Below are 22,447 nucleotides of genomic sequence, written 5' to 3' on the forward strand. Positions count from 1 at the left end.
GGCACAAAAAAAGGGTTCAGCTTTCGCTGAACCCTTTCTTGAATTTGGTGGCTACGCAGGGACTTGAACCCCGGACCCCAGCATTATGAATGCTATGCTCTAACCAACTGAGCTACGTAGCCAAGTGGCGCGCATTATTCGCGCCGCGTGGTTGTGTGTCAACCCTCTGGGTGCGCTTTTTCTACCTGCTTTTTCAACTGCTTATGCCGCCGGTCCCGTGGCCGGCGGTGTGCTGCCGATCAATCCCATTTCGGTGCGAAGTCGGGGTTGGCCAGGCGCTCGTTGCGATCCAGCGTGGCGATCTGCTGCATCTCTTCATCGGTCAAGCGCAGCTCCTGAGCAGCCAGGTTGGCGGCGAGGTTTTCGCGCTTGGTGGAGGAGGGGATCACGGCGAAGCCCTGTTGCAGCAGCCAGGCAAGGGCGACCTGTGCGGGGCTGGCGTTGTGTGCTTCGGCGATGCGTTGCAGCACCTCGTCTTGCATCACCTTGCCGTAGGCGAGTGGCATATAAGCGGTGATATGAATGCCGTGGCTGCGGGCGAAATCGATGACCTTGCGGTTCTGCAAGAAGGGATGCACCTCGACCTGGTTGGTGGCGATATTCTCGGCGCCGATGGCATCGATGGCCTGCTGCATATGGGCGACGGTGAAATTGGAGATGCCGATGGCGCGGGTCAGGCCGCGCTCTTTGGCTTCCATCAGGCGGGCCAGGTAGTCGGCGACGGGCAGCTCATCGTTGGGCGAGGGCCAGTGCACCAGGGTGAGGTCCACCTGTTCCATGCGCAATTTGCTAAGGCTTTCCTCGAGGCTGGGAATCAGCCGGTCAGCGCCGAGGTTGCTGGTCCAGGCCTTGGTGGTGACGAACAACTCTTCGCGCGGCACATCGCTCTCGGCAATGGCCTGGCCGACTTCCGCTTCGTTGCCGTAGATCTGCGCGGTGTCGATGTGGCGATAGCCGAGCTCGAGGCCCATCTTCACCGAGTCGATGACTTGCTGATCTTTGAGGCGAAAGGTGCCGAGGCCGAATGCGGGAATGATCATCGAGCGTTCTCCTGTGGGGTTCTCTTAGGGTGAGTTCAATGCGAGGCGGTAAGTACCGGCTCGTGAGTATCGGTGCCTGGGGTATGGGCTGATGCTGTACCGGCTTTGCGATCCAGGTGGCCGCTCCAGTAGGTGAGCGCCAGGGAGACCAGCACCACCAGCGAGCCGATCCAGGCGGTATGGATGAGACCCGTGGAAGCGACGATATGTCCGCCGAGCCATGCGCCCCCGGCTATGCCAAGGTTGAAGGCGGCGATGTTCAGGGCCGAGGCGACGTCCACGGCGTTCGGTGTGTAGTGCTCGGCCTGGCGCACCACGTAGACCTGCAAACCAGGCACGTTGCCGAAGGCCACGGCGCCCCAGAGCAGTACGGTGGCCAGCGCCAGCCAGGGATTGCCGGCGGTGAAGGTGAGGGCGAACAGCACGGCCGCCAGGAGCGTGAAGATCAGTTTGAGCGCGCTGATCGGCCCGCGGCGGTCGGCCAGTTTGCCGCCCCAGATGTTGCCCACTGCCACCGAGACACCATAGACGAGCAGAACCAGGCTCACCGCGCCTTCACCAAAGCCGCTGATCTCTTGCAGGATCGGCGCAAGAAAGGTGAACGCGATAAAGGTACCGCCGTAGCCGACCGCAGTCATCGCATAGACAAGTAGCAAGCGAGGCTGCGTTAGTACGGCCAACTGCTGGACGAGTGAGGCGGGTTTGCTGTGCTGAATACTGCGCGGTACGAAGAGCAGGCTGCCGATAAAGGCGATCACCCCGAGGAGGGATACGGCTAGAAAGGTTTCCCGCCAGCCGAACTGCTGTCCTATAAAAGTGCCGAGCGGTACGCCGGTCACCAGTGCGACGGTGAGTCCGGTGAACATGATCGCGATGGCGCTCGCGGCTTTTTCTTTCGAAACCAGGCTGGTGGCGATGGTCGAGCCGATGGAGAAGAACACGCCGTGGGCGAGGCCGGTGACGATGCGCGCCAGGATCAACGACTCGTACCCCGGCGCCTGCCAGGCGAGCAGGTTGCCGGCGGTGAAAAGCACCATCAACGACAGCAGCAACAACTTGCGCGGGACCTTGCCGGTCAGTGCGGTGAGCAGCGGGGCGCCGATCGCGACGCCCAGGGCGTAAAGGCTGACCAGTAGCCCGGCCGAGGGCAGGCTGACACCGAGATCGCCGGCAATGGTGGGGATGAGGCCGACGATGACGAACTCCGTCGTGCCGATGGCGAATGCGCTGAGGGTCAGCGCGAGCAGAGCGATGGGCATGGGATGAAACTCCGGTTGGATTGCATGGCGCGCAGTGTCTACCGCAGACTCATGCGGAAAAACCGGATCTCAGGCCAAACATAATTGACTGCGAGTCACAGATGAAAACCACGCTCGACGAATTGCAGGCGTTCACGGCCGTCATCGATACCGGCTCCATCTCCAGCGCTGCGGTGCAATTAGGGCAGACCGCCTCGGGCGTCAGCCGGGCATTGAGTCGCCTTGAAGCCAAGCTCGCCACCACGCTGCTGCGGCGTACTACTCGGCGCCTGGAGCTGACGGAGGAGGGCGCGGCTTTTCTGATTCAGGCGCGACGGATTCTTGATGCAGTGGAAGAGGCAGAGGAGCAGATGTCGCGTCGCTTGCAGCGTCCGGCGGGAAGGTTACGGGTCAATGTCTCGGCACCCTTTATGCTGCATGTGCTGGTGCCGCTTATTGGCGGATTCCGCGAGCGCTACCCGGACATCGAGCTGGAGCTGCACAGCAGCGACCAGATCATCGATTTGCTCGAGCACCGTACCGACCTGGCGCTGCGCCACGGTCCGCTACGCGATTCCACCCTGCATGCCCGGCCATTGGGCCGCAGCCGGATTCGGGCCGTGGCCAGCCCGGACTATCTGGCGCAGCGCGGCATGCCGCAGCAGGTCGAGGACCTGGCGAAGCACAGCCTGATCGGCTTCACCCAGCCGGAAAGTCTCAATCACTGGCCGCTGCGTCATCCGCTCGGCGAGACCTGGTCCATCGTGCCGAGCTTGTGGGCGTCGAGCGGCGAGACCGTGAGGCAGCTGGCGCTGGCCGGCCAAGGCATCGCTTGCTTATCTGACTTCATGACCACGCGCGATCGCGCCGAGGGCACGCTGGTCGAGGTGCTGGCCGAGGCGAATGTCAGGGTGCTGCAGCCGATCCACGCGGTGTATTACCGCAACACCGCGCTCGCTGCGCGCATTACCTGTTTTCTCGACTATCTCAGCGAGTGTCTGGCTAGCGAGGCCTGGACGCGTCACGGATGATCGGTCCGAACGATGCAGAGCAGTGCCTGCCTAACTTTGCAGGCATACCTGCGAGGAGACCTCATGCTCAGCACAGCCTTTCCAAGCGATCCGCCGCTGCATCCGTGGTTGGCGGACGAGTCGCCTCTGAACGATCTCGATGACGCCGAGAGCGATACTGAACTAGACGACGGCGACACCTTGCCCGACGAGGTGCTCGAACAGCTGGAGAAAGAGCCGCCGCCACCCGACCCGATGCCCGACCCAGGGGTGATGTAGCTGCGGTTGTCTTCTGGCGATGCGTTCGGGTTGCAACGTGGCTTGAACGCTAGCCAGTCTCAGAGGATTCATCGGTAGGTCGACCACACTGCTAGCGGCTAGGTCTGCGCGGAATATGCTGAGCGTGCCCATGCGTCTGCGTGGGCGCCTTACCTTTAAGAATCTTGCCTCCGACCGGGCGGGCTACTCGTCCCACCGGTGACAGTCCCTACTATGGCGCTCCAGCAACCGCTCCGCTGTACACGAAAAGCAGAACGACGGTATTGCAAGCGTCGAATGCAGCGTGATCGAGGCGCTGAAAACATGAGCGCCGGCGAATTCGAGCTAGAACACAGTCAGAGAAGTACGCTGCGCATCCAGGCGTGTCCTCCTTTTCTCCAGAGACGAAGTGCATGAGCAGGCGACTGTTGGTTGGGGTATTGCTGATTGGCCTGCATGTGTTCGTTGGCGTCACGCTGATTCCTGATCTCCCGTTCGGGCTGCTCGGCAGCGTTCTGGCTTGGGTATACCTCGCACTGTCTGCTGTGCTGATGCGCTACGGCGTGCTGGTGCGAGGGGCTGGCAATGCGCTGCTGGCGTGGTCCGGATTGCTGGCGATGGGCATGTTTTCCAGCCTCTCGATCTTTTCACTGCTGCGTGCTTTCGTGCTGGCGCTGGGATCGCTGCTGGGCTGGGAATCGGCGGGCTTCGCGCAGGGCTCGGCGCTTGCCGTCATCGCTGCGGTGGCGGTAGTGACGCTGTTCGGATTGCTCAACGCACGGCGAACGGCGCGGGTGGTCGAGCGCGACATCGCTTTGCGGAACCTGCCTGCCGCGCTGGAAGGCTTCAGCATCGTGCAGCTCAGTGACATCCACGTCGGGCCGACGATCAAGCAGGGCTATATCGATGCGATCGTGAAACGGGTCAATGGACTCTCGCCTGATCTCATCGTCATTACCGGCGACCTAGTGGACGGCAGCGTTGCCGACCTGGCTGAAGATATCGCACCGCTGGCGCAGCTAAGCGCTCGACACGGTGTGTACGTGGTGACAGGCAATCACGAGTATTACTCCGGTGCAGACAGCTGGATCGCCGAGTTCGAGCGGCTGGGAATGGTGGTGCTGCTCAATCGCCACGTCCAAATCGAACACGGCGGCGCCCGGCTGGTGCTGGCGGGTATCGCTGACTATTCGGCTGAACTGTTCAGGCCCAGCCATCGCAGCGATCCGGTTACGGCTTTCGCTGGCGCCCCGGTGGACATACCACGCATTCTGCTGGCGCATCAGCCGCGTTCGGCGAAGGCTGCGCTGGAGTCGGGCTGCGATCTGCAGCTGTCCGGTCATACGCACGGCGGGCAATTCTGGCCCTGGATGCACTTCGTGCAGTGGCAGCAGCCCTGGGTGGCGGGGCTACAGCGTGTCGGCCAGATGCAGGTCTACATCAGTCGCGGCACCGGCTATTGGGGGCCGCCACTGCGCTTCGGGGCCCCTTCGGAAATCACCCGGATTCGTCTGGTGAGAGCCGATGACTAGGCGTTCCTGGCTAACTCGCCAACAGCTCGCGGCGCAGCATGACGTAGTCCTGGCCTTCCAGTTGCCCACGGCGCAGCGGATTGCGCGTGCAGTGCGCGGCAAAGCCCGCATCGACGAAACGGTAGGGTAGATGCTCGTCGCGACCGGCCGGGATGCCCAGCCGCGTGGTCTGGATGATGTCGGGACGCGCACCGATGTCGTCCACGCGCAGCCGGGCAGGGTCCATGCGCTGGGTGTTCCACTCCGTGACGGTCAAGCCCAATGCCTTGCACAACAGGGTCTGGCCGGAACAAAGGCGGGTCAATGGTCGCGGTCCGCCAGCGGCGGCCGGGCTGTTGTTGCGCATTCGGGCAATGGATTCTTCGCATGACAGCGAGTCGACCCAGGGGTAGCCGGCCTTGATGCACACCGCGTTGCCGTCACCCTGCACGCTGAAGTTCAGCGAATCCCCGCCACGCGAGTAATACAGATAGAGATGGCCGGCCGGCATGAACATCGCGCGCCGCGACGGGCTGTAGCCGAGCGAGGAGTGGCTGGCCTTTTCGTCGACGTAATAGGCTTCGGTCTCGATGATGCGAGCCGACAACCACAGCCCATCGACGCAATGGCGAATCACGGTTCCCAACAGATCCTGGGCGACTAGCTGCGCGTCCCGGTCGAAGAAAGCGTCGTCGAGAAACTGTGATGGCGGTTCGGTAAGGCTGTTCATCTGCGCTCCGGCTTCGGCAAGTCTGCCTGTTCCGACCGCATAAGCAGGGCGAATATTCCGCGTCTGATGAATGGAATCCGTGCCGGTCGTCAGACAGATGTCCGGAACAGAGCCATTTTTCGGTGTTTCAGAGCGGGTGGTTCGGTCCTCAGAATGCAAAAAAAGTCCCGCGTTAGCGAGGCTTTGGTGCAATCAGCGAGTGCCAATCTGGAAGATTCGCTTAGAGGTAACGTACTGAGCTAGTGCCGGCCCGGCAGCACCGCGACTGCCGGCGGCAACAAGCTTTAGCGCTGCACTACGCGCGCCGAGTTGGTAGAGCCACTCTGGAGAACGCTGGCACTGTCGCTGGCGCCATACTGCGAAACGTCTACAAAGTTTGCAGTGCCGGCTTGGCTGACAAGCGCGTAGTTGCCCTCGTTGAATTGCGAGGCCTGGATGATGTTGCTCTCACCGTTCTGCTCCAGATCCAGTTCGTTTACCTCACCCACTCCAACCTGAACGGTCACGATGCTGTTGTCGTTTCCTGTTGTCACGGCATTCAATACGTTGCCGACCGCGGTCTGCGAGAGGCTGGCCGTGTTGCGATTGCCGGTCTGCACGATGGCGACGCTGCTGTCTCTGCCGGCTTGTGCAAGTTCGATTGCGTTGTCATTGCCGGTCTGGGAAGAAACGGATGTGTTCTGCCGGCCACCTTGGCTCGCTACGACTTCGTTGCGGTCGCCGTTCTGCTCGCTCGAGAAATTCATCAAGATATCGGATTGGGTGACCGTCGCGCTGTTGTAGTTGCCAGTGCCTTCAATCTCGGCATTCGAGGCGATGGCAGAGGACTGAACCACTGTCGCCGAATTGCCAACGCCAAAGGACAAAATCGTCACATCAGAAACACTGCCGAAGTCCTGCCTCACACTGGCAATGTTCGCAGTACCATCCTGCCAAACATAGGCCGTGTCGCCTAAGGCATCGTTTTGGAGGGTATTGCTGGCATTGTCGTTACCGTACTGTTGGCTGGTGGATTTTGCTTCGGCGAATGATTGGCTCGCGGTAGCAGAATTCCCGTCGCCTACTTGCAGCTGGTAGAGCTCTGCTCCGACGGAGTCCGACTGGGTACCCTCCGCAGAGTTCGAGCTGCCATGTTGGCCTTGTGAAATGACACTGCCGGTTGAATTGGTCTGAGTGGCGTTCGCGACATTCCCAGAACCAACGGCCTGGTGCTGCAGGATCATGTTGCCTGAGGCGAGGTCAGCTACGGTGTTGTCCGACTGACGCGCTTCACTATAGTTAGAGCTGCCTTGTTGATACTGATTGATCGAGTCGCCTATACCACTTAGCTGGACGGCAACCGCTTCGTTGGACACGCCGCCCTGGGTGATTGAGGTTGTGTTATCGATACCACCTGTCTGTGTGACAGTGGCTATCAGCGAGACGCCGGACTGATCAACGTGGGCAGAGTTTTGACCGGCGAATGCCGGTGACGACATTGCAGCAATCACAGCAAGGGCAAGCGGCTTCAGGGTGCGCATGGCATAGCTCCGATGAGGTGTATTTCTGCTTACGAAATCAGTCCTGATTGATCACGGCTGTGTCGGACTTTGAAGAACCATAGCCCTATTTCCCGTCCCCACCTGATCGACCTCTATGGCCCCATCGGAGCTGCCCTGATCCGGTGTGTGGTGTTCTTTGATCCAGATTCGGTAATGACCGTACTGTTGCGCTTAATGCGGTCACGGAGAGTGGTGACGCCTGTCCTTGGTGCGGCCGACATGACAGACCTCTGAGTACCATTGCCTGGCGGAGCCGGCACAGCCTCTGCCATGCGCTGGGGCTGGTCTGTCTCAGCCATCTGAGGCAAATGCTGCGGGCGAGACGCAGGAGCGCAAGAAGGGCTGTGAAAAGCCCTGGTTCATTCCTCGTCTAATCTGTCCTGGGCGCGCACTTGTTTTATCTCAGTCGTGTCGCACCATCATGCTCGCGCATACGCAGCCAGGCGTATCCCCTATTCGATTGAAAAAGAGGGACTAACGCCGTGGGAGCATCGGGACGAGCGCGCCTCGCTGGCAGCCTCACTGGTCGTGCTCCGGCAACGAGGGCAAATGCAAATTCCATTTCGTGAGCAAGTGATTCGGGTAGTTTTTGAACAAAAAAAGGCCGCGTTTATGCGCGGCCTTTTTATTGTTTCGTTACCTTCAGGAGTTTCACGAAGCTTGCTGATGTTACTGCTTCGGCTTAGACGTTGAAGCGGAAGTGCATCACGTCACCATCCCTGATGATGTACTCCTTGCCTTCCAGGCGCCATTTGCCAGCTTCCTTGGCGCCAGCTTCGCCCTTGTATTGGATGAAGTCGTTATAGGCGACTACTTCAGCACGGATGAAGCCCTTTTCGAAATCGGTGTGAATGACACCTGCGCCCTGGGGCGCGGTAGCGCCGACCTTTACGGTCCAGGCGCGAACTTCCTTCACGCCTGCGGTGAAGTATGTCTGCAGGTTAAGCAGTTCGTAGCCGGCGCGGATCACGCGATTCAAGCCCGGCTCTTCGAGGCCGAGGGATTCGAGGAACATGTCCTTTTCCTCGCCATCGTCCAGTTCGGCGATTTCCGCTTCGATCTTGTTGCACACAGGCACCACGACGGCGCCTTCTTCTGCGGCGATGGCGTTGACCACGTCCAGGTGCGGGTTGTTCTCGAAGCCGTCTTCGGCAACGTTGGCGATGTACATCACCGGCTTGCTGGTTAGCAAGTGAAAGCCTTTGGCCAGTTGTATCTCATCGTCACCCAGCTTCTTAAGTAGCGTGCGAGCGGGCTTGCCTTCGGTGAAGTGGGGAATGAGTTTTTCCAACAATGCCTTTTGCGCCACGGCTTCCTTGTCGCCGCCCTTGGCGTTGCGGGTGACGCGCTGCAGCTGCTTCTCGCAGCTATCGAGGTCGGCGAAGATCAGCTCGAGCTCGATGATTTCGATGTCGCGCTTGGGATCGACCGAATTGGAAACGTGGATGACATTGTCATCTTCAAAGCATCGCACCACGTGGGCGATGGCATCGGTCTCGCGGATGTTGGCCAAAAACTTGTTGCCCAGACCTTCGCCCTTGGAAGCACCTTCGACGAGGCCGGCGATATCGACGAACTCCATGGTCGTCGGCAATATCCGTTCCGGCTTGACGATATCGGCCAGGGCCTGCAAGCGCGAATCGGGCATCGGCACGATGCCGCTGTTCGGCTCGATGGTGCAGAAGGGGAAGTTTTCCGCAGCGATGCCGGATTTGGTCAGTGCGTTGAACAGGGTGGACTTGCCGACGTTGGGCAGGCCGACGATGCCGCAATTGAATCCCATGGTGTCTTTGCCTCGGTGTGGCTGGCAGCTGGAAAGCTACCGGCGTTGCCAAACTGCTTTAACGGCGTCGGGATGCGCTGTGATGCAAGCGTCCTGTCCAGCCGTCGCCTTGTCGTGTGTGCTTGCGCCTCAGGCTTTCTGGCTATGCAGCTTCTGCATCGCCCGCGTCCAGTCACCTGCAAGGATCTCGGGCAGCACGTCGAAACTGAAATCGATACTGGCGTCCAGCTTTTCGCGCTCGGCCTGAGGCGCTCGCCCCAATACGTAGCCCGTCACCAGGCTACTGTGCCCGGGATGGCCGATGCCCAGACGCAGGCGGTAGAAATTGTTCTGGTTGCCGAGCTTGGCGATGATGTCGCGAAGCCCGTTGTGCCCGCCATGGCCGCCGCCCTGTTTGAGCTTGGCGACGCCGGGGGGCATGTCGAGTTCATCATGGGCGACCAGGATGGACTCAGGGGGAGTTCGGAAAAATCCGGCCAGTGCCGCCACCGCCTGACCGCTGCGGTTCATATAGGTGGTGGGAATCAACAGGCGGATGTCTTCGTCCTGATGGCGAAACTTGCCGACCAGCCCGAAGTATTTACGATCAACGCTGAGGTTGACGCCCTTGCGGGCGGCCAGACGCTCAACGAAAAGGGCCCCTGCGTTATGCCGGGTCTGGTCGTACTCAGGGCCTGGATTACCCAGGCCAACGATCAGTTTAACGGCGGTCACGGCAGAGGCCCTTCCTCAGGTGATGACGAGTGGATTACTCGGCAGCGCCTTCTTCTTTCGGTGCGTCTTCCTTGCTCACGCGCGGAGCGTGAACGTTGGCAACCGGCAGGTCGCTGCCATGTGCCAGGGAGACCAGCTCAACACCTTTCGGCAGCTTGATGTCAGTCATGTGCAGTACCTGACCGACTTCAACGTTGGCCATGTCGACCTCGATGAACTCAGGCAGATCCTGCGGCATGCAGGAGACTTCAACTTCGTTGATGTTGTGCAGGATTTCGCCGCCCTGCTGCTTCACGCCAACCGAGGTTTCCTGGTTGATGAAGTGCAGAGGAACGATAGCGGTCAGCTTCTGGCCAGCGACGACGCGAACGAAGTCAGCGTGCAGAACGAAGCCTTTGGCCGGATGACGCTGCAGCGCCTTGATCAGAACGGATTCGTTCTGGCCATCGACGTCCAGGGTCAGCACGTGGCTGAAGGAAGCTTCGTTTTCCAGCATCTTGGCCAGGTCTTTGGCCAGCAGGCTGATGGATTGCGGAGCCTTGTCGCCACCGTAGATTACGGCTGGGACGAGGTTGGCGTTACGACGCAGGCGGCGGCTCGCACCTTTCCCCAGGTCGGAACGCACTTGGGCATTCAGAGTGAAGTCAGTCATTGTGTTTCTCCAGGATAACAACGCGCCCGAAACACTCGCGACCAGTGCTATCGGGCGGTTGGGCAAAAAGCCCCGCACGCGGCGGGGCACATTTTCGTTCGGCGCGAAGGGCCAAGCTTTCGGCTTAGCGGAACATCGCGCTGATCGATTCAGCATTGCTGATGCGGCGAACCGCCTCAGCCACCATTGGCGCGATGTCCAATTGGCGAATACGGGTACAGGCTTGTGCCGCTGCGGAAAGCGGAATGGTATTGGTCACCACCAGTTCGTCGAGTACCGAGCCGTCGATGTTCTCGATGGCGCGACCGGACAGAATCGGATGCGTGCAATACGCGTAGACTTTCGAAGCACCGTGATTTTTCAAAGCGGTCGCAGCGTGGCACAGGGTGCCGGCGGTATCGACCATGTCGTCGACGAGGATGCAGGTACGGCCTTCGATATCACCGATGATGTGCATCACTTCCGACTGGTTGGCCTTCGGGCGACGCTTGTCGATGATGGCCAGATCCACGCCCAGCGACTTGGCCACGGCGCGAGCACGCACCACACCGCCAATATCGGGGGAAACGATCATCAGGTTCTCGAAGCGCTGAGCCTGGATATCATCGACCAGGACCGGCGAGCCGTAGATGTTGTCTACCGGCATGTCGAAGAAGCCCTGGATTTGATCGGCGTGCAGATCGACAGTAAGGACGCGGTTGACCCCAACCACATCGAGCATGTCGGCCACGACCTTGGCGCTGATCGGTACGCGAGCGGAGCGCGGACGGCGATCCTGGCGGGCGTAACCGAAGTAGGGAATGACTGCCGTGATGCGGGTAGCGGAGGAGCGGCGGAAGGCATCTGCCATCACCACCAATTCCATCAGGTTGTCATTGGTAGGGGCGCAGGTCGGCTGAATCAGAAAGACGTCCTTACCGCGAACGTTCTCGTTGATCTCGACACTGATCTCGCCGTCGGAGAATTTTCCGACGTAGGCGTCACCGAGGGGGATATGCAGCTGACGTACAACACGCCGGGCCAGGTCGGGGTTGGCGTTCCCCGTGAAGACCATCATCTTGGACACGCGCAGTACCTGCCTGAGGGTGGATCCGATGAAACAAAAAGCTGTTCAAAAGGCCAGGCGTTTTGAACAGCTCTCGTGATGTTTGGCAGGGGCGGCTGGATTCGAACCAACGCATGGCAGGATCAAAACCTGCTGCCTTACCGCTTGGCGACGCCCCTGTGGATATAAACTTGAAGTGTTGCTGCTGCACTAACCCGAAGGTTATGGCAGGGGCGGCTGGATTCGAACCAACGCATGGCAGGATCAAAACCTGCTGCCTTACCGCTTGGCGACGCCCCTGTAACGTACAACCTCTAACCACTTACTTCCTGCGCCAGTTGCGCGAGCCTTCGGTGCAGCATCGAAATGTTGCGGCCTTGAGCTACGAAAGCTGGTAAATCGGCTGGAAGTTGGCGGCAAACTTTATCAGCCTCACCTTTGTTTGGGAAGCTCCCAAACACACAAGCTCCAGTGCCGGTCATTCTTGCTGGAACGAAATTGTTCAACAAGCTCAAAGCGTTACGAACTTCTGGATAACGCTTCTCGACCACCGGCTGACAGTCGTTATGACCGCCCCCTTCAAGAAGGCTGCGAACTGTAATGGCGGGGGTATTGCGTGTCAACTCTGGGTCGGAAAATATTTCCGCTGTACTAACAGAGACTTGCGGGGCGATTACGAGGAACCACGGCTCGCTCAATTCGACCGGTTGCAAGCGCTCGCCCACCCCTTCGGCAAAGGCCGCATAACCCCGCACGAATACCGGCACATCGGCCCCAAGCGACAGGCCGATCTTCGCCAGCTGGTCCTCGCCCAGCTCTGTCTGCCAAAGGTAATCGAGCCCGATAAGCGTGGTTGCCGCATCGGAGCTGCCGCCGCCTATGCCGCCGCCCATGGGCAGGCGCTTGATCAGTTCGATGTCGGCGCCCTGGCTGCATCCGCTGTGGCTCTGCAGCAGGCGCGCGGCACGTACAATCAGGTTGTTTTCGTGATCGACGCCAGGCAGTTCGGTGTGCAGTTGGATCTGGCCATCGGCACGAGGCGTGAAGGTCAGTTCGTCGCCGTAATCGAGAAACTGAAACAGCGTCTGCAGCTCGTGGTAGCCATCGGCGCGACGACCAAGGATGTGCAACATCAGATTGAGTTTGGCCGGGGCCGGCAGGGTCAGCCTGTGCATCATTGGCCGAGCTGGCGCGGCTGCCAGTCCTTGACTACCAATGTGATCTGCAGGTCGCGGCCTGCCAGCTTGATGCGCGACGGCAGAGCGTAGCCGCCTTCTTCGCTGTAGCCGAGATACTGGATGTCCCAGCCGTCCTGCTGCAGGTTGGCGAGGCGGCCGTTGGCGTCCAGCGCGATACGGCTGCGGCTGTCCGGCGCGGGGAGTCCGCGCACCCACCAGAGCAGGTTCGATACGGGCAATTGCCAGCCGAGCTGACTTTCCACCAGCGCTTCCGGGGATTCGGCTTCGAAACGGCCCTGGCCCGCGACTTCCAGCGCGACGGCGTCAGGCCGGCCAGTCAGGCGAGTGGCGCCACGCCCCAGTGGGCCGGAGAGACGAATATCGAAATAATCCTGACGCTGCAGCCAGAACAGCGTGCCGCTGCCCGAGTCCTGCGGCGCGCGAATGCCGATCTTCCCGCTGATCTGCCAGCCATCGATTTCACTGACCCGCGCCTTGTGAGTCGTCCAGTCTTCCTTGTTGCCGGGGCCTTCGATCGATTCCTGCGGGCCGAGACCGGCGCAGCCGGCGAGCAACAGCACGAGAGCGGGGAGCAGGTTGCGCATCAGCTTCATGGGTCAGGGATTCTCCGAGCCTGTCAGGCGTTTGATAGTTTCACGCAGTATCTGGCTGTCCGGCTGTTGCTTTAGCGCTTCGGCCCAGACGGCCCGCGCTTCACGTTTTTTGCCAGACACCCAGAGCACCTCGCCGAGGTGGGCGGCGACTTCGTGGTCTGGAAAGCGCTCGAGGGCCTTGCGCAACTGGGTTTCAGCTTCCTCCAGGTTGCCCAGGCGATAGTTGACCCAGCCGAGGCTGTCGAGAATAGCGGCGTCATCGGGGCTGAGCCGGTAGGCCTGCTCGATGAGGGCGAGGGCTTCCTCGTATCGATCGGTGCGATCGGCAAGGGTGTAGCCCAGCGCGTTGATGGCCATGGCGTTGTCGGGTTCGCGCTCGATGATGAAGCGTAAGTCCTGCTCGAGTTGCGCCAGGTCGCCACGCTTTTCGGCGATCATCGCGCGGGTATAGAGCAGGTTGAGGTCTTCTGGAAACTGCTGCAGCGCTTGCTCGGTAAGTCGCCAGGCCGCATCGAGGCGCTGTTGGCCAGAGAGTGCTTCGATCTCGATCAGATACAGCTGGATGGCATAGTCGGGCTGTTCGTCGCGGGCGCTAGCCAGCAACCGCGAGGCTTCTTCGTTGCGATCGAGGGTGAACAGCAGCTCCGCCTGCATCAACTTTGCCGGCAGATACTCATTGCCAGGGCCGACCTTGGAAAAGGCACTTAGCGCCTGCTCGGGCTGGTTCAGCTCGCGATAGGCGCGGCCGAGGTTGAAATGGGCCGCATCGCGGTGACTGCCGCGCGCTATCAGGTCTTCCAGATACACGATCGCTTCGCGCCAGGCTTGTGCTTCGAGGCATACCAAGGCCATCGAAAAACGCAGGTCGTCATCGCTGGGGTGCTGCTGGACCAGCGTGGCGAATTCACCCATGGCCTCGTCGAGGCGATCCTGCTCGACCAGCAGGCGCGCGTAGGTCAGGCGAAGGCGTTTGTCTTCGGGATGCCGGCGCAGACTCTTCTCCAGCAGCGGCAGCGCTTCCTTGCCACGTTCGAGGATCTGTAGCAGGCGAGCCTGGAGCAGTATCGACGGCACTTCATGCTCGCCGGCGGACTGCGCTTCGAGCAATGCGAGCGCTTCTTCCGGACGACCGTCCTGCTGCAGCAGCACCGCCTTGCCAAATTGGAGCTGGGGGTTGTTCGGGTGTTTGGCCAGCAGCTGGTCGAAGCTCTTCAGCAGGCCGGTTCGAGTATCGGGGTCGGTCTCGGCGGCGGATAAGGCAAGGAAGTCGAAGTGGGTGTCGCCCTGACCCTGCAGCACCTTTTCCATGTATTCCATCGATTGCTCATAACGCCCAGCACGCGCCAGCTGCACTGCCGCGGCGCGCTGGGCGTCGAGGTTGTCTGGGGCGTTGCTCGCCCAGATCATCGCCGTGTCCAGCGCGGCCTGCTCGGCGCCGAGGTATTCGGCGATGCGGAATCCGCGCTCGGCGACGCCCGCATCCTGGGTCGCATTGGCCTGCTGGACGTAATTGCCCAGGGCGATGTCGAAGCGATTGCGTTGGCCCGCCAGTTCGGCCACCAGCAGGGCATAAAGCGTGTCGCTGCTGAACGAGCCATATGTGCCGGTATCTGGCTCAACGGCTTGCGGAGTGGCCTCCTCGACCGGCGGGCTGCTTTCGGCCGTGCTCTGCATGATGCTTTGGCAGCCACCGAGAAACAGAAGGGCGCTGAGGGCGAGGAGTTTTTTCATAGGGATTACAAGGCTGGTCTGGGGTCGTGGCATCATGACACAAGCCGTCAGGCAAGCGCACGGGCTGGCATGCGAGGCGAGTGGGAAGGCTCGATAGGTACAGACAATGAAGGGCAATGGTTGTTCTGAGACAGGCGAAGTAGGAGAATCGCGCGCTCCGTTTTCGATCAGCGACCCTGCATGGCTTTCATCGCGCTTGGCATTAATCACAAGACCGCATCGGTGGACGTGCGCGAGCGTGTTGCATTCACGCCTGAACAAACGGTCGAGGCGCTCCAGCAGCTGTGCCGTGTCACGCCGACGCGAGAGGCCGCGATTCTTTCGACCTGTAACCGCAGCGAACTGTACCTAGAGCAGGACCAGGTCGAGGCCGAGGCGGTGCTGGCCTGGTTGGCCAATTATCATCGGCTGAATCTCGAAGACGTCCGGGCCTGTGCCTACGTTCATACCGACGATCAGGCGGTGCGCCACATGATGCGCGTCGCGTCCGGGTTGGACTCGATGGTGCTCGGCGAGCCCCAGATTCTCGGGCAGATGAAGTCGGCCTATGCCGTCGCGCGCGAAGCCGGCAGCGTCGGTCCGCTGCTGGGGCGTCTGTTCCAGGCGACGTTCAGCACCGCCAAGACCGTGCGGACCGATACCGCCATCGGCGAGAGTCCTGTCTCGGTGGCCTTTGCCGCGGTCAGTCTGGCCAAGCAGATCTTCGCCGACCTTCACCGCAGCCAGGCTCTGCTGATCGGTGCTGGTGAGACCATTACGTTGGTCGCTCGTCATCTGCACGAGCAGGGCGTCAAGCGCATCGTGGTTGCCAACCGTACCCTCGAGCGCGCCAGCGTGCTGGCGGAGCAGTTCGGCGCCCATGCGATCCTGCTCGCCGACATCCCGCAGGAACTCTATAACAGCGACATCGTCATCAGCTCCACCGCCAGCCAATTGCCGATTCTGGGCAAGGGCGCCGTGGAGCAGGCGCTGAAGAAGCGCAAGCACAAGCCGATGTTCATGGTCGATATCGCCGTGCCCCGCGACATAGAGGCGCAGGTCGGCGAGCTGGACGATGTCTACCTATATACCGTCGATGATCTGCATGAGGTGGTGGCGGAGAATCTCAAGAGTCGACAAGGTGCCGCCCAGGCCGCCGAAGAGCTGGTCGACGCTGGAACCGATGAGTTCATGGGGCGGTTACGGGAGCTGGCTGCGGTAGACGTGCTCAAGTCCTATCGACAGCACGCGGAGCGCATTCGAGATGAAGAGTTAGTTAAGGCACAGCGGCTGCTGGCCAATGGCGGTACGCCCGAGGATGCGCTGGCCCAGCTGGCGCGAGGGCTGACCAACAAACTGCTGCACGCACCCAGCGTTCAGCTGAAAAAACTTTCTGCCGAAGGGCGAGTGGAGGCACTGAACATCGTTCAGGAACTCTTCGCCTTGCCGGACAGCACGGACAAACCATGAAAGCGTCGCTGCTCAATAAACTCGACATTCTGCAGGACCGCTTCGAAGAGCTGACGGCGTTGCTTGGCGACGCCGAGGTGATCAGCGACCAGACGCGGTTTCGTGCCTATTCGCGCGAGTACGCCGAGGTAGAACCGGTCATCGGCACCTACCGTGAATTCCTCAAGCTGCAGTCGGACCTCGAAGGCGCCCAGGCGCTGCTCAAGGATAACGACCCGGATGTGCGCGAGATGGCCGAAGAGGAAGTGGCCGACGCGCGCGCGAAGCTGGAGGAAATTGAAGCCCGCCTGCAGCGCATGCTGCTGCCGAAGGACCCGAAGGACGGGCGCAACGTCTTTCTCGAAATACGCGCCGGTACGGGCGGTGACGAGGCGGCGATCTTCTCGGGCGATCTGTTTCGCATGTATTCCCGCTACGCCGAACGGCAAGGGTGGCGCGTCGAGATCCTCTCAGAAAGTCCGGGTGAACACGGCGGCTATAAGGAGGTCATCTCGCGCGTCGAGGGCGACAATGTCTACGCCAAGCTGAAGTTCGAGTCTGGCGCCCACCGCGTCCAGCGCGTCCCGGAGACCGAATCCCAGGGCCGTATCCATACATCGGCCTGTACTGTGGCTGTGCTGCCGGAGCCTGACGAGCAGATTGCCATCGAGATCAACCCGGCCGATCTGCGTGTCGATACCTATCGCGCATCCGGCGCCGGCGGGCAGCACATCAACAAGACCGATTCGGCCGTGCGCATCACCCATATGCCCAGCGGTATCGTCGTCGAGTGCCAGGAAGAGCGCTCGCAGCACAAGAACCGCGCCCGCGCCATGTCGTGGCTGGCGGCCAAGTTGCAGGACGTGCAGGATAGCGCCGCCCACAAGGAAATCTCCGATACCCGCAAGCTGCTAGTTGGCTCCGGTGACCGCTCCGAGCGCATCCGCACCTACAACTTCCCGCAGGGACGCGTGACCGATCACCGCATCAACCTGACCCTGTATTCGCTTGGCGAAGTCATCGGCGGCGCGGTGGAGCAAGTTATCGAACCGCTATTGCAGGAATATCAGGCGGATCAGCTGGCAGCGTTGGGAGATTAACGACGGCGGCAAGCCTCAAGCCATAAGTTGAGTATGTGGCGTGTTGTCGTTTGAGGCTTTCGCTTGAGGCTTAACCTTATGGCCAACATTGAATCCCTGCTGAACGACAGCAACTTGCCCGACTCACCAAGCGCCAGGCTCGACGCGGAGCTGTTGCTCGCCCATGTGCTGGGCAAGTCGCGCAGCTATTTGCACACCTGGCCGGAAAGGGAGCTCGACACCGAGCAGTGTCGCGTCTTTAGCGAATGCCTGGCGCGCCGCCGCCGTGGCGAGCCGGTGGCCTATATCCTTGGTCGGCAAGGGTTCTGGAGCCTGGATCTCGAAGTCGCGCCGCATACGCTGATTCCGCGCCCGGACACCGAGCTGCTGGTCGAGACCGCGCTGCAACTGATTCCGACAACTGCGGCGCAGATTCTGGACCTGGGCACCGGCACGGGTGCGATTGCCTTGGCATTGGCCAGCGAGCGTCCGGCCTGGCAGGTGACGGGTGTAGACCGCGTCGCTGAGGCGGTTGCGCTGGCGGCCCGTAATGCCCAGCAGCTGCGCCTGGATAACGTGCGATTCCATGAAAGCCATTGGTTTTCCATAGTGGAGGGGCAGCGCTATCGGCTGATCGTCAGCAATCCACCTTATATCCCTGCCGGAGATCCGCATCTGGAGCAGGGTGACGTGCGTTTCGAGCCGGGCAGCGCCCTGATTGCCGGTGTGGATGGTCTGGATGACATTCGCCAGATCATCGACCAGGCACCGGCGTATCTGCAGGAAGACGGCTGGTTACTGCTGGAACATGGCTACGATCAGGCAGCGGCGGTGCGCGAGCTGCTTGTGGCGAGCGGATTCGCCGACGTCGAAAGCCGCAGGGATTTTGGCGGGCACGAGCGCATCAGTCTGGGCCGTCGGCCATGATTTCATCATCCAGGAGAGCAACATGCTGAGCGATGAGGAGCTGCTGCGTTACAGCAGGCAGATATTGCTGAAACAGATCGATATCGACGGTCAGCTGAAACTCAAGCAGAGCCGGGTGCTCATCGTCGGGCTGGGCGGGCTGGGGTCGCCCGTGGCGCTTTATCTGGCCGCCGCAGGTGTGGGAGAGCTGCATCTGGCGGATTTCGATAGCGTCGATCTGACCAATCTGCAGCGGCAGATCATTCATGATTCGTCTTCGGTCGGGGTGCAGAAGGTGGACTCGGCGATTGCGCGTTTGTCGGGGCTCAATCCTTTAGTGAAGCTGGTGCCGCACCGCGCCGCGATGGATGTCGATACCCTTGACGCGGCTGTGGCTGAGGTAGATCTGGTGCTCGATTGCACCGACAACTTTGCCGTGAGGGAAGCCGTGAATGCCGCTTGCGTCAGCGCGAACAAACCCTTGGTGAGCGGTGCTGCGATCCGGCTCGAGGGGCAACTGTCGGTGTTCGATCCGCGAGTGACGACAAGCCCGTGCTACCACTGCCTTTATGGTCATGGCAGCGAAGCCGAACTGACCTGTAGCGAGGCCGGCGTAGTGGGGCCCTTGGTGGGAATGGTGGGTAGTCTGCAGGCGCTTGAAGCGCTGAAGCTGCTCGCCGGCTTCGGTGAGCCTTTGGTAGGCCGGCTGCTGTTGATAGACGCGCTGTCCGGTCGCTTTCGCGAACTGAAGGTCAAGCGCGACCCGGCCTGTGCGGTTTGCGGCGACCGCCATGGCTGATAACGCGCCGATTGGCGTCTTCGATTCCGGCGTGGGCGGGCTGTCGGTGCTGCGGGAGATTCGCGCGCGCTTACCGCAGGAGTCGTTGTTGTACCTGGCCGACAGCGGTTATGTGCCCTACGGCGAAAAAAGTCCGGAATTCATTCGTCAGCGGTGCCGATCAATCGCTGACTTCTTGCTGGGGCAGGGCGCCAAGGCTTTGGTGCTGGCTTGCAATACCGCAACTGCCGCGGGTGTGGCCGAGCTTCGCGAGCTGTATCCGAATGTCCCGTTGGTGGGGATGGAGCCGGCGGTAAAGCCCGCCGCACAGGCGACTCGCAGCGGTGTCGTGGGGGTGCTGGCGACCACCGGCACGCTGAAAAGCGCGAAATTCGCCGCATTGCTCGACCGCTTTGCCAGCGATGTTCGGGTCATCACCCAGCCCTGCCCCGGTCTGGTCGAGTGCATCGAGGCCGGCGAGCTCAATGGCGACACGACGCGTTCGTTGCTGCAGGAGTTCGTCCAGCCTTTGATCGAGCAGGGCTGCGACACACTGATACTGGGGTGCACTCACTATCCGTTCATCAAACCGCTGCTAACCGAGCTGCTGCCGTCTAACGTAACTCTGGTAGACACCGGGGCCGCGGTGGCGCGGCATCTCGAAGCGGTGCTGGCAGCGCGCGACCTGCTGGGGCATGGCGAACCGGCGATACGATTCTGGAGCAGTGGCGATCCCCGCCAATTGGCCGGCGTACTCCCGGTACTTTGGGGCGAAAACGGCACGGTAGCCGACTACTCTAATTAGGAACTCCCCGCTGCGCCTGCTTTCTGTATTCGAGTTAATGCTCGAAAAAAAACAAGCGACGCCAACTTTTCGATAAGGAAATTCCGATGAAAAAACTGATCTCCCTCGCTGCGATTGCCGCCGTTTCGCTGGGTCAGGTGGCTGCTGTTCATGCGCTGGACCTGACAGCTGCCGTCGGCCAGACCGGTGAGTCGACAATGACTTATCGCCTTGGTGCGCAATTCGACTTCAACCGCAGCTGGTTCCAGACGAGCGTGGGGCGGCTCACCGGATATTGGGATGCTGGGTACACCTATTGGGAAGGTGACGAAACCTCGAGTAACCATAGCGTGTCGCTGGCACCGGTGTTCGTCTACGAGTTCGCCGGAGATGCGGTGAAGCCTTATCTGGAACTGGGTATCGGTGTTGCGGCATTCGAGAACACCAAAGTAGAAGATAAGGATCTGGGGTCATCGTTCCAGTTCGAAGATCGCTTCGGCGCGGGGCTGCGATTCGCAGGCGGGCACGAAGTTGGTATCCGGGCAATTCACTATTCCAACGCCGGGATCAAGAATCCGAACGATGGCATCGAAAGTTACGCAGTGCATTATCGGGCGTCGTTCTAAGCGCCGGAGGCCACGTGCCCGTAGCATGGTGCGGGCCGCGCAGGTGAAACCCATCGGCTATTTATGCTCGATGGGTCTTACTTAACGTTGCGCTCACCCGTTCACTCCCGCCCTCTCAGTCCTGATAAGCCCGTTCAGAGCCCTTTCGCTCCTCCAGGCAATCCTCCGAGCCGAGTTCGAACTCTCTGCAGATCAGCGGGCGCTTCTCATAGATGGTGCAGCGCATGCTGTCGCGGTCGAGCGCCGCGCACCAGCCATCATCGAGACGGCGCATGACCTGGCCACCCCAGGCGTCCTCATCGATAAAGCGCTCCGGTACGCCGGTATCGGTGATGAGAAGAACCTCAAGTCGACAGCAACAGGCGGCGCAAGTGGAGCAGCTCACAGCAGCTCCGCTCAGTTGTCGATGGGGGATGTTGGGCAGGCTCATCGGGGCAGTCTACCCCTCCTGCCCAGCGATAGCTGCAACGGTGATGACAGACCGCTCGACGCGCAACGGCGAAGGCCAGCTCAAGAGAGGCGGCTGGCCAGAATCGCGTCAGCTATTTTCTTCGAGCTGCTTGTTCTTCCAACCTTCTCCGCCCGGCAGCAGCAGGTTGAGGAGCAGCGCGATGATCGCGCAAAGGGAGATGCCTGACAGCGTGAATTCGCCATAGCCGATCGCCATGCCGCCAATGCCGAACACCAGCGTCACCGAAACGATGATCAGATTACGCGCTTCCGCCAGATCCACCTGATGGCGGATCAGCGTGCTCAGGCCGACTACGGCAATCGAACCGAACAGCAGGCAAAGGATGCCGCCCATCACCGGCACTGGAATGCTCAGCAAGCCCGCTCCGAACTTGCCGATGAAGGCCAGGACGATGGCGAAGATGGCTGCCCAGGTCATGATTTTCGGGTTGTAGTTCTTGGTCAGCATCACCGCGCCGGTGACTTCCGCGTAGGTGGTATTGGGCGGGCCGCCGAACAGGCCAGCGGCTGAGGTGGCCAGACCGTCACCTAGCAATGTGCGGTGTAGCCCCGGCTTTTTGATGAAGTTATTGCCAGTGACCCCGCCGATGGCCACCACGCCACCGATGTGTTCGATCGCAGGGGCCAACGCCACCGGGACCATGAACAGAATCGCGCCCCAATGAAATTCGGGAGCGACGAAGTTCGGAACCGCCAGCCAGGGCGCCGCGGCGATGCCGGTGGTATCCACGACGCCGAAAGCGAACGATAGGCCATACCCCACTGCGACGCCTGCAAGTATCGGCACCAGCCGGAACAACCCTTTGCCGAGTACGGCCACCAGCAGCGTCGTCAACAGCGCCGGCATCGAGATCAGCATGGCGGTCTCGTACGGCACCAGTTGGGCGCTGCCGTCGCCGGCCTTGCCCATTGCCATGTTCACCGCGACAGGCGAAAGCGCGAGGCCGATGGAGATGATGACCGGAGCGATTACAACGGGTGGCAGCAGCCGGTCAATAAAGCCCGGGCCTTTAAGGCGAACCGCAAAACCGAGAACTATATAGACGATGCCCGCCGCGACTACGCCGCCGAGTACCGCAGGTAGGCCGAAGTCACCTTTGGCCGCGATGATCGGCGCGATGAATGCGAAGCTCGATGCCAGAAACACGGGCACCTGACGCTTAGTGACCAGTTGAAACAGAAGGGTACCGATACCGGCAGTGAACAGCGCAACGTTGGGATCCATGCCGGTGATCAACGGCATCAGCACCAGTGCGCCGAACGCCACGAATAGCATCTGCGCGCCGGCGAGAACTTGGCGGCCGAGCGCTTCTTCCATGGGTTGCGACAT

General features: G+C 60.9%; 22 protein-coding genes and 3 tRNA genes. 9 read left to right on the forward strand and 16 right to left on the reverse strand.

Features of this window, described 5'->3' with window-relative positions:
* Nucleotides 1–45 precede the first annotated feature (45 nt).
* The 3 genes from E0D86_RS15670 to E0D86_RS15680 all read right to left on the reverse strand — a co-directional run bounded on the left by E0D86_RS15670 (nt 46) and on the right by E0D86_RS15680 (nt 2,299).
* A tRNA-Met gene (locus E0D86_RS15670) sits at nt 46–122 on the reverse strand.
* Nucleotides 123–239: 117 nt separating this feature from the next.
* Nucleotides 240–1,040, reverse strand: coding sequence for a 2,5-didehydrogluconate reductase DkgB (gene dkgB, locus E0D86_RS15675; RefSeq protein ID WP_131650978.1), 801 nt, complete (start codon nt 1,038–1,040; stop codon nt 240–242).
* 35 nt (nt 1,041–1,075) lie between these two features.
* Nucleotides 1,076–2,299, reverse strand: a complete 1,224-nt coding sequence (locus tag E0D86_RS15680; protein WP_165914252.1) for an MFS transporter — start codon at nt 2,297–2,299, stop codon at nt 1,076–1,078.
* A 101-nt stretch (nt 2,300–2,400) separates the two neighbouring features.
* On the opposite strand from E0D86_RS15680, the gene E0D86_RS15685 reads away from it, so the two are divergent.
* The 3 genes from E0D86_RS15685 to E0D86_RS15695 all read left to right on the forward strand — a co-directional run bounded on the left by E0D86_RS15685 (nt 2,401) and on the right by E0D86_RS15695 (nt 5,078).
* Nucleotides 2,401–3,309: a LysR substrate-binding domain-containing protein gene (locus tag E0D86_RS15685; RefSeq protein WP_131650979.1), complete on the forward strand. Its 909-nt coding sequence runs from the start codon at nt 2,401–2,403 to the stop codon at nt 3,307–3,309.
* Nucleotides 3,310–3,372: 63 nt separating this feature from the next.
* On the forward strand, nt 3,373–3,567 hold the full coding sequence (locus E0D86_RS15690) for a hypothetical protein (protein ID WP_131650980.1): 195 nt from the start codon (nt 3,373–3,375) through the stop codon (nt 3,565–3,567).
* Nucleotides 3,568–3,959: 392 nt separating this feature from the next.
* On the forward strand, nt 3,960–5,078 hold the full coding sequence (locus tag E0D86_RS15695) for a metallophosphoesterase (RefSeq protein ID WP_131650981.1): 1,119 nt from the start codon (nt 3,960–3,962) through the stop codon (nt 5,076–5,078).
* A 10-nt stretch (nt 5,079–5,088) separates the two neighbouring features.
* Here E0D86_RS15695 and E0D86_RS15700 read toward each other — a convergent pair whose 3' ends face one another.
* The 11 genes from E0D86_RS15700 to E0D86_RS15750 form a co-directional block, all read right to left on the reverse strand.
* Entirely contained in the window at nt 5,089–5,787 is a 699-nt protein-coding gene (locus E0D86_RS15700; RefSeq protein ID WP_131650982.1) for a DNA-3-methyladenine glycosylase, read from the reverse strand.
* A 284-nt stretch (nt 5,788–6,071) separates the two neighbouring features.
* Nucleotides 6,072–7,307, reverse strand: a complete 1,236-nt coding sequence (locus E0D86_RS15705) for a hypothetical protein (RefSeq protein WP_131651257.1) — start codon at nt 7,305–7,307, stop codon at nt 6,072–6,074.
* Nucleotides 7,308–8,010: 703 nt separating this feature from the next.
* The gene (gene ychF / locus E0D86_RS15710; RefSeq protein WP_131650983.1) at nt 8,011–9,111 is read right to left on the reverse strand and encodes a redox-regulated ATPase YchF; all 1,101 of its coding nucleotides are present in this window, start codon (nt 9,109–9,111) and stop codon (nt 8,011–8,013) included.
* A gap of 129 nt (nt 9,112–9,240) precedes the next feature.
* A complete protein-coding gene (gene pth, locus E0D86_RS15715; protein ID WP_131650984.1) occupies nt 9,241–9,825 on the reverse strand; it encodes an aminoacyl-tRNA hydrolase in 585 nt (194 codons plus the stop codon).
* Nucleotides 9,826–9,859: 34 nt separating this feature from the next.
* A complete protein-coding gene (locus E0D86_RS15720) occupies nt 9,860–10,477 on the reverse strand; it encodes a 50S ribosomal protein L25/general stress protein Ctc (RefSeq protein WP_131650985.1) in 618 nt (205 codons plus the stop codon).
* A gap of 124 nt (nt 10,478–10,601) precedes the next feature.
* On the reverse strand, nt 10,602–11,543 hold the full coding sequence (locus tag E0D86_RS15725; protein ID WP_131650986.1) for a ribose-phosphate pyrophosphokinase: 942 nt from the start codon (nt 11,541–11,543) through the stop codon (nt 10,602–10,604).
* An 83-nt stretch (nt 11,544–11,626) separates the two neighbouring features.
* Nucleotides 11,627–11,701, reverse strand: a tRNA-Gln gene (locus E0D86_RS15730).
* Nucleotides 11,702–11,747: 46 nt separating this feature from the next.
* A tRNA-Gln gene (locus E0D86_RS15735) sits at nt 11,748–11,822 on the reverse strand.
* A 14-nt stretch (nt 11,823–11,836) separates the two neighbouring features.
* Entirely contained in the window at nt 11,837–12,697 is an 861-nt protein-coding gene (gene ispE / locus E0D86_RS15740; protein WP_131651258.1) for a 4-(cytidine 5'-diphospho)-2-C-methyl-D-erythritol kinase, read from the reverse strand.
* Nucleotides 12,697–13,314 carry a lipoprotein insertase outer membrane protein LolB gene (gene lolB, locus E0D86_RS15745; RefSeq protein ID WP_131650987.1) on the reverse strand — a complete coding sequence of 206 codons (618 nt, stop codon included), beginning with the start codon at nt 13,312–13,314 and terminating at the stop codon, nt 12,697–12,699. The genes ispE and lolB overlap by 1 nt, the downstream gene beginning before the upstream one ends.
* A gap of 3 nt (nt 13,315–13,317) precedes the next feature.
* A complete protein-coding gene (locus E0D86_RS15750) occupies nt 13,318–15,045 on the reverse strand; it encodes a tetratricopeptide repeat protein (RefSeq protein ID WP_131650988.1) in 1,728 nt (575 codons plus the stop codon).
* A gap of 180 nt (nt 15,046–15,225) precedes the next feature.
* On the opposite strand from E0D86_RS15750, the gene hemA reads away from it, so the two are divergent.
* The 6 genes from hemA to E0D86_RS15780 all read left to right on the forward strand — a co-directional run bounded on the left by hemA (nt 15,226) and on the right by E0D86_RS15780 (nt 20,646).
* On the forward strand, nt 15,226–16,494 hold the full coding sequence (gene hemA / locus E0D86_RS15755; RefSeq protein WP_131650989.1) for a glutamyl-tRNA reductase: 1,269 nt from the start codon (nt 15,226–15,228) through the stop codon (nt 16,492–16,494).
* Nucleotides 16,491–17,573, forward strand: coding sequence for a peptide chain release factor 1 (prfA, locus tag E0D86_RS15760; RefSeq protein ID WP_131650990.1), 1,083 nt, complete (start codon nt 16,491–16,493; stop codon nt 17,571–17,573). The genes hemA and prfA overlap by 4 nt, the downstream gene beginning before the upstream one ends.
* A 78-nt stretch (nt 17,574–17,651) precedes the next feature.
* A complete protein-coding gene (gene prmC / locus E0D86_RS15765) occupies nt 17,652–18,479 on the forward strand; it encodes a peptide chain release factor N(5)-glutamine methyltransferase (protein ID WP_131650991.1) in 828 nt (275 codons plus the stop codon).
* 22 nt (nt 18,480–18,501) lie between these two features.
* Nucleotides 18,502–19,257, forward strand: coding sequence for a molybdopterin-synthase adenylyltransferase MoeB (locus E0D86_RS15770; protein ID WP_131650992.1), 756 nt, complete (start codon nt 18,502–18,504; stop codon nt 19,255–19,257).
* Nucleotides 19,250–20,041, forward strand: a complete 792-nt coding sequence (murI, locus tag E0D86_RS15775; RefSeq protein ID WP_131650993.1) for a glutamate racemase — start codon at nt 19,250–19,252, stop codon at nt 20,039–20,041. The genes E0D86_RS15770 and murI overlap by 8 nt, the downstream gene beginning before the upstream one ends.
* Nucleotides 20,042–20,127: 86 nt before the next feature.
* Nucleotides 20,128–20,646 carry an acyloxyacyl hydrolase gene (locus E0D86_RS15780; RefSeq protein WP_131650994.1) on the forward strand — a complete coding sequence of 173 codons (519 nt, stop codon included), beginning with the start codon at nt 20,128–20,130 and terminating at the stop codon, nt 20,644–20,646.
* Between the two features lie 115 nt (nt 20,647–20,761).
* Here E0D86_RS15780 and E0D86_RS15785 read toward each other — a convergent pair whose 3' ends face one another.
* Both E0D86_RS15785 and E0D86_RS15790 read right to left on the reverse strand, forming a co-directional pair.
* Entirely contained in the window at nt 20,762–21,076 is a 315-nt protein-coding gene (locus E0D86_RS15785; protein WP_131650995.1) for a YkgJ family cysteine cluster protein, read from the reverse strand.
* Between the two features lie 108 nt (nt 21,077–21,184).
* Nucleotides 21,185–22,447: a uracil-xanthine permease family protein gene (locus E0D86_RS15790; RefSeq protein ID WP_131650996.1), complete on the reverse strand. Its 1,263-nt coding sequence runs from the start codon at nt 22,445–22,447 to the stop codon at nt 21,185–21,187.

It is taken from the genome of Pseudomonas sp. IC_126, from assembly GCF_004331835.1.
Lineage (GTDB): Bacteria > Pseudomonadota > Gammaproteobacteria > Pseudomonadales > Pseudomonadaceae > Stutzerimonas.

Bases quoted from the DNA above. Each gene is read 5' to 3' on its own strand.
- dkgB (WP_131650978.1), bottom strand. From the start codon at position 1,040: ATGATCATTCCCGCATTCGGCCTCGGCACCTTTCGCCTCAAAGATCAG.
- murI (WP_131650993.1), top strand. From the start codon at position 19,250: ATGGCTGATAACGCGCCGATTGGCGTCTTCGATTCCGGCGTGGGCGGG.
- ychF (WP_131650983.1), bottom strand. From the start codon at position 9,111: ATGGGATTCAATTGCGGCATCGTCGGCCTGCCCAACGTCGGCAAGTCC.
- E0D86_RS15705 (WP_131651257.1), bottom strand. From the start codon at position 7,307: ATGCGCACCCTGAAGCCGCTTGCCCTTGCTGTGATTGCTGCAATGTCG.
- prfA (WP_131650990.1), top strand. From the start codon at position 16,491: ATGAAAGCGTCGCTGCTCAATAAACTCGACATTCTGCAGGACCGCTTC.
- E0D86_RS15785 (WP_131650995.1), bottom strand. From the start codon at position 21,076: ATGAGCCTGCCCAACATCCCCCATCGACAACTGAGCGGAGCTGCTGTG.
- E0D86_RS15695 (WP_131650981.1), top strand. From the start codon at position 3,960: ATGAGCAGGCGACTGTTGGTTGGGGTATTGCTGATTGGCCTGCATGTG.
- hemA (WP_131650989.1), top strand. From the start codon at position 15,226: ATGGCTTTCATCGCGCTTGGCATTAATCACAAGACCGCATCGGTGGAC.
- E0D86_RS15685 (WP_131650979.1), top strand. From the start codon at position 2,401: ATGAAAACCACGCTCGACGAATTGCAGGCGTTCACGGCCGTCATCGAT.
- E0D86_RS15780 (WP_131650994.1), top strand. From the start codon at position 20,128: ATGAAAAAACTGATCTCCCTCGCTGCGATTGCCGCCGTTTCGCTGGGT.
- lolB (WP_131650987.1), bottom strand. From the start codon at position 13,314: ATGAAGCTGATGCGCAACCTGCTCCCCGCTCTCGTGCTGTTGCTCGCC.
- E0D86_RS15680 (WP_165914252.1), bottom strand. From the start codon at position 2,299: ATGCCCATCGCTCTGCTCGCGCTGACCCTCAGCGCATTCGCCATCGGC.
- E0D86_RS15770 (WP_131650992.1), top strand. From the start codon at position 18,502: ATGCTGAGCGATGAGGAGCTGCTGCGTTACAGCAGGCAGATATTGCTG.
- E0D86_RS15720 (WP_131650985.1), bottom strand. From the start codon at position 10,477: ATGACTGACTTCACTCTGAATGCCCAAGTGCGTTCCGACCTGGGGAAA.
- E0D86_RS15700 (WP_131650982.1), bottom strand. From the start codon at position 5,787: ATGAACAGCCTTACCGAACCGCCATCACAGTTTCTCGACGACGCTTTC.
- ispE (WP_131651258.1), bottom strand. From the start codon at position 12,697: ATGCACAGGCTGACCCTGCCGGCCCCGGCCAAACTCAATCTGATGTTG.
- prmC (WP_131650991.1), top strand. From the start codon at position 17,652: ATGGCCAACATTGAATCCCTGCTGAACGACAGCAACTTGCCCGACTCA.
- E0D86_RS15790 (WP_131650996.1), bottom strand. From the start codon at position 22,447: ATGTCGCAACCCATGGAAGAAGCGCTCGGCCGCCAAGTTCTCGCCGGC.
- E0D86_RS15690 (WP_131650980.1), top strand. From the start codon at position 3,373: ATGCTCAGCACAGCCTTTCCAAGCGATCCGCCGCTGCATCCGTGGTTG.
- E0D86_RS15750 (WP_131650988.1), bottom strand. From the start codon at position 15,045: ATGAAAAAACTCCTCGCCCTCAGCGCCCTTCTGTTTCTCGGTGGCTGC.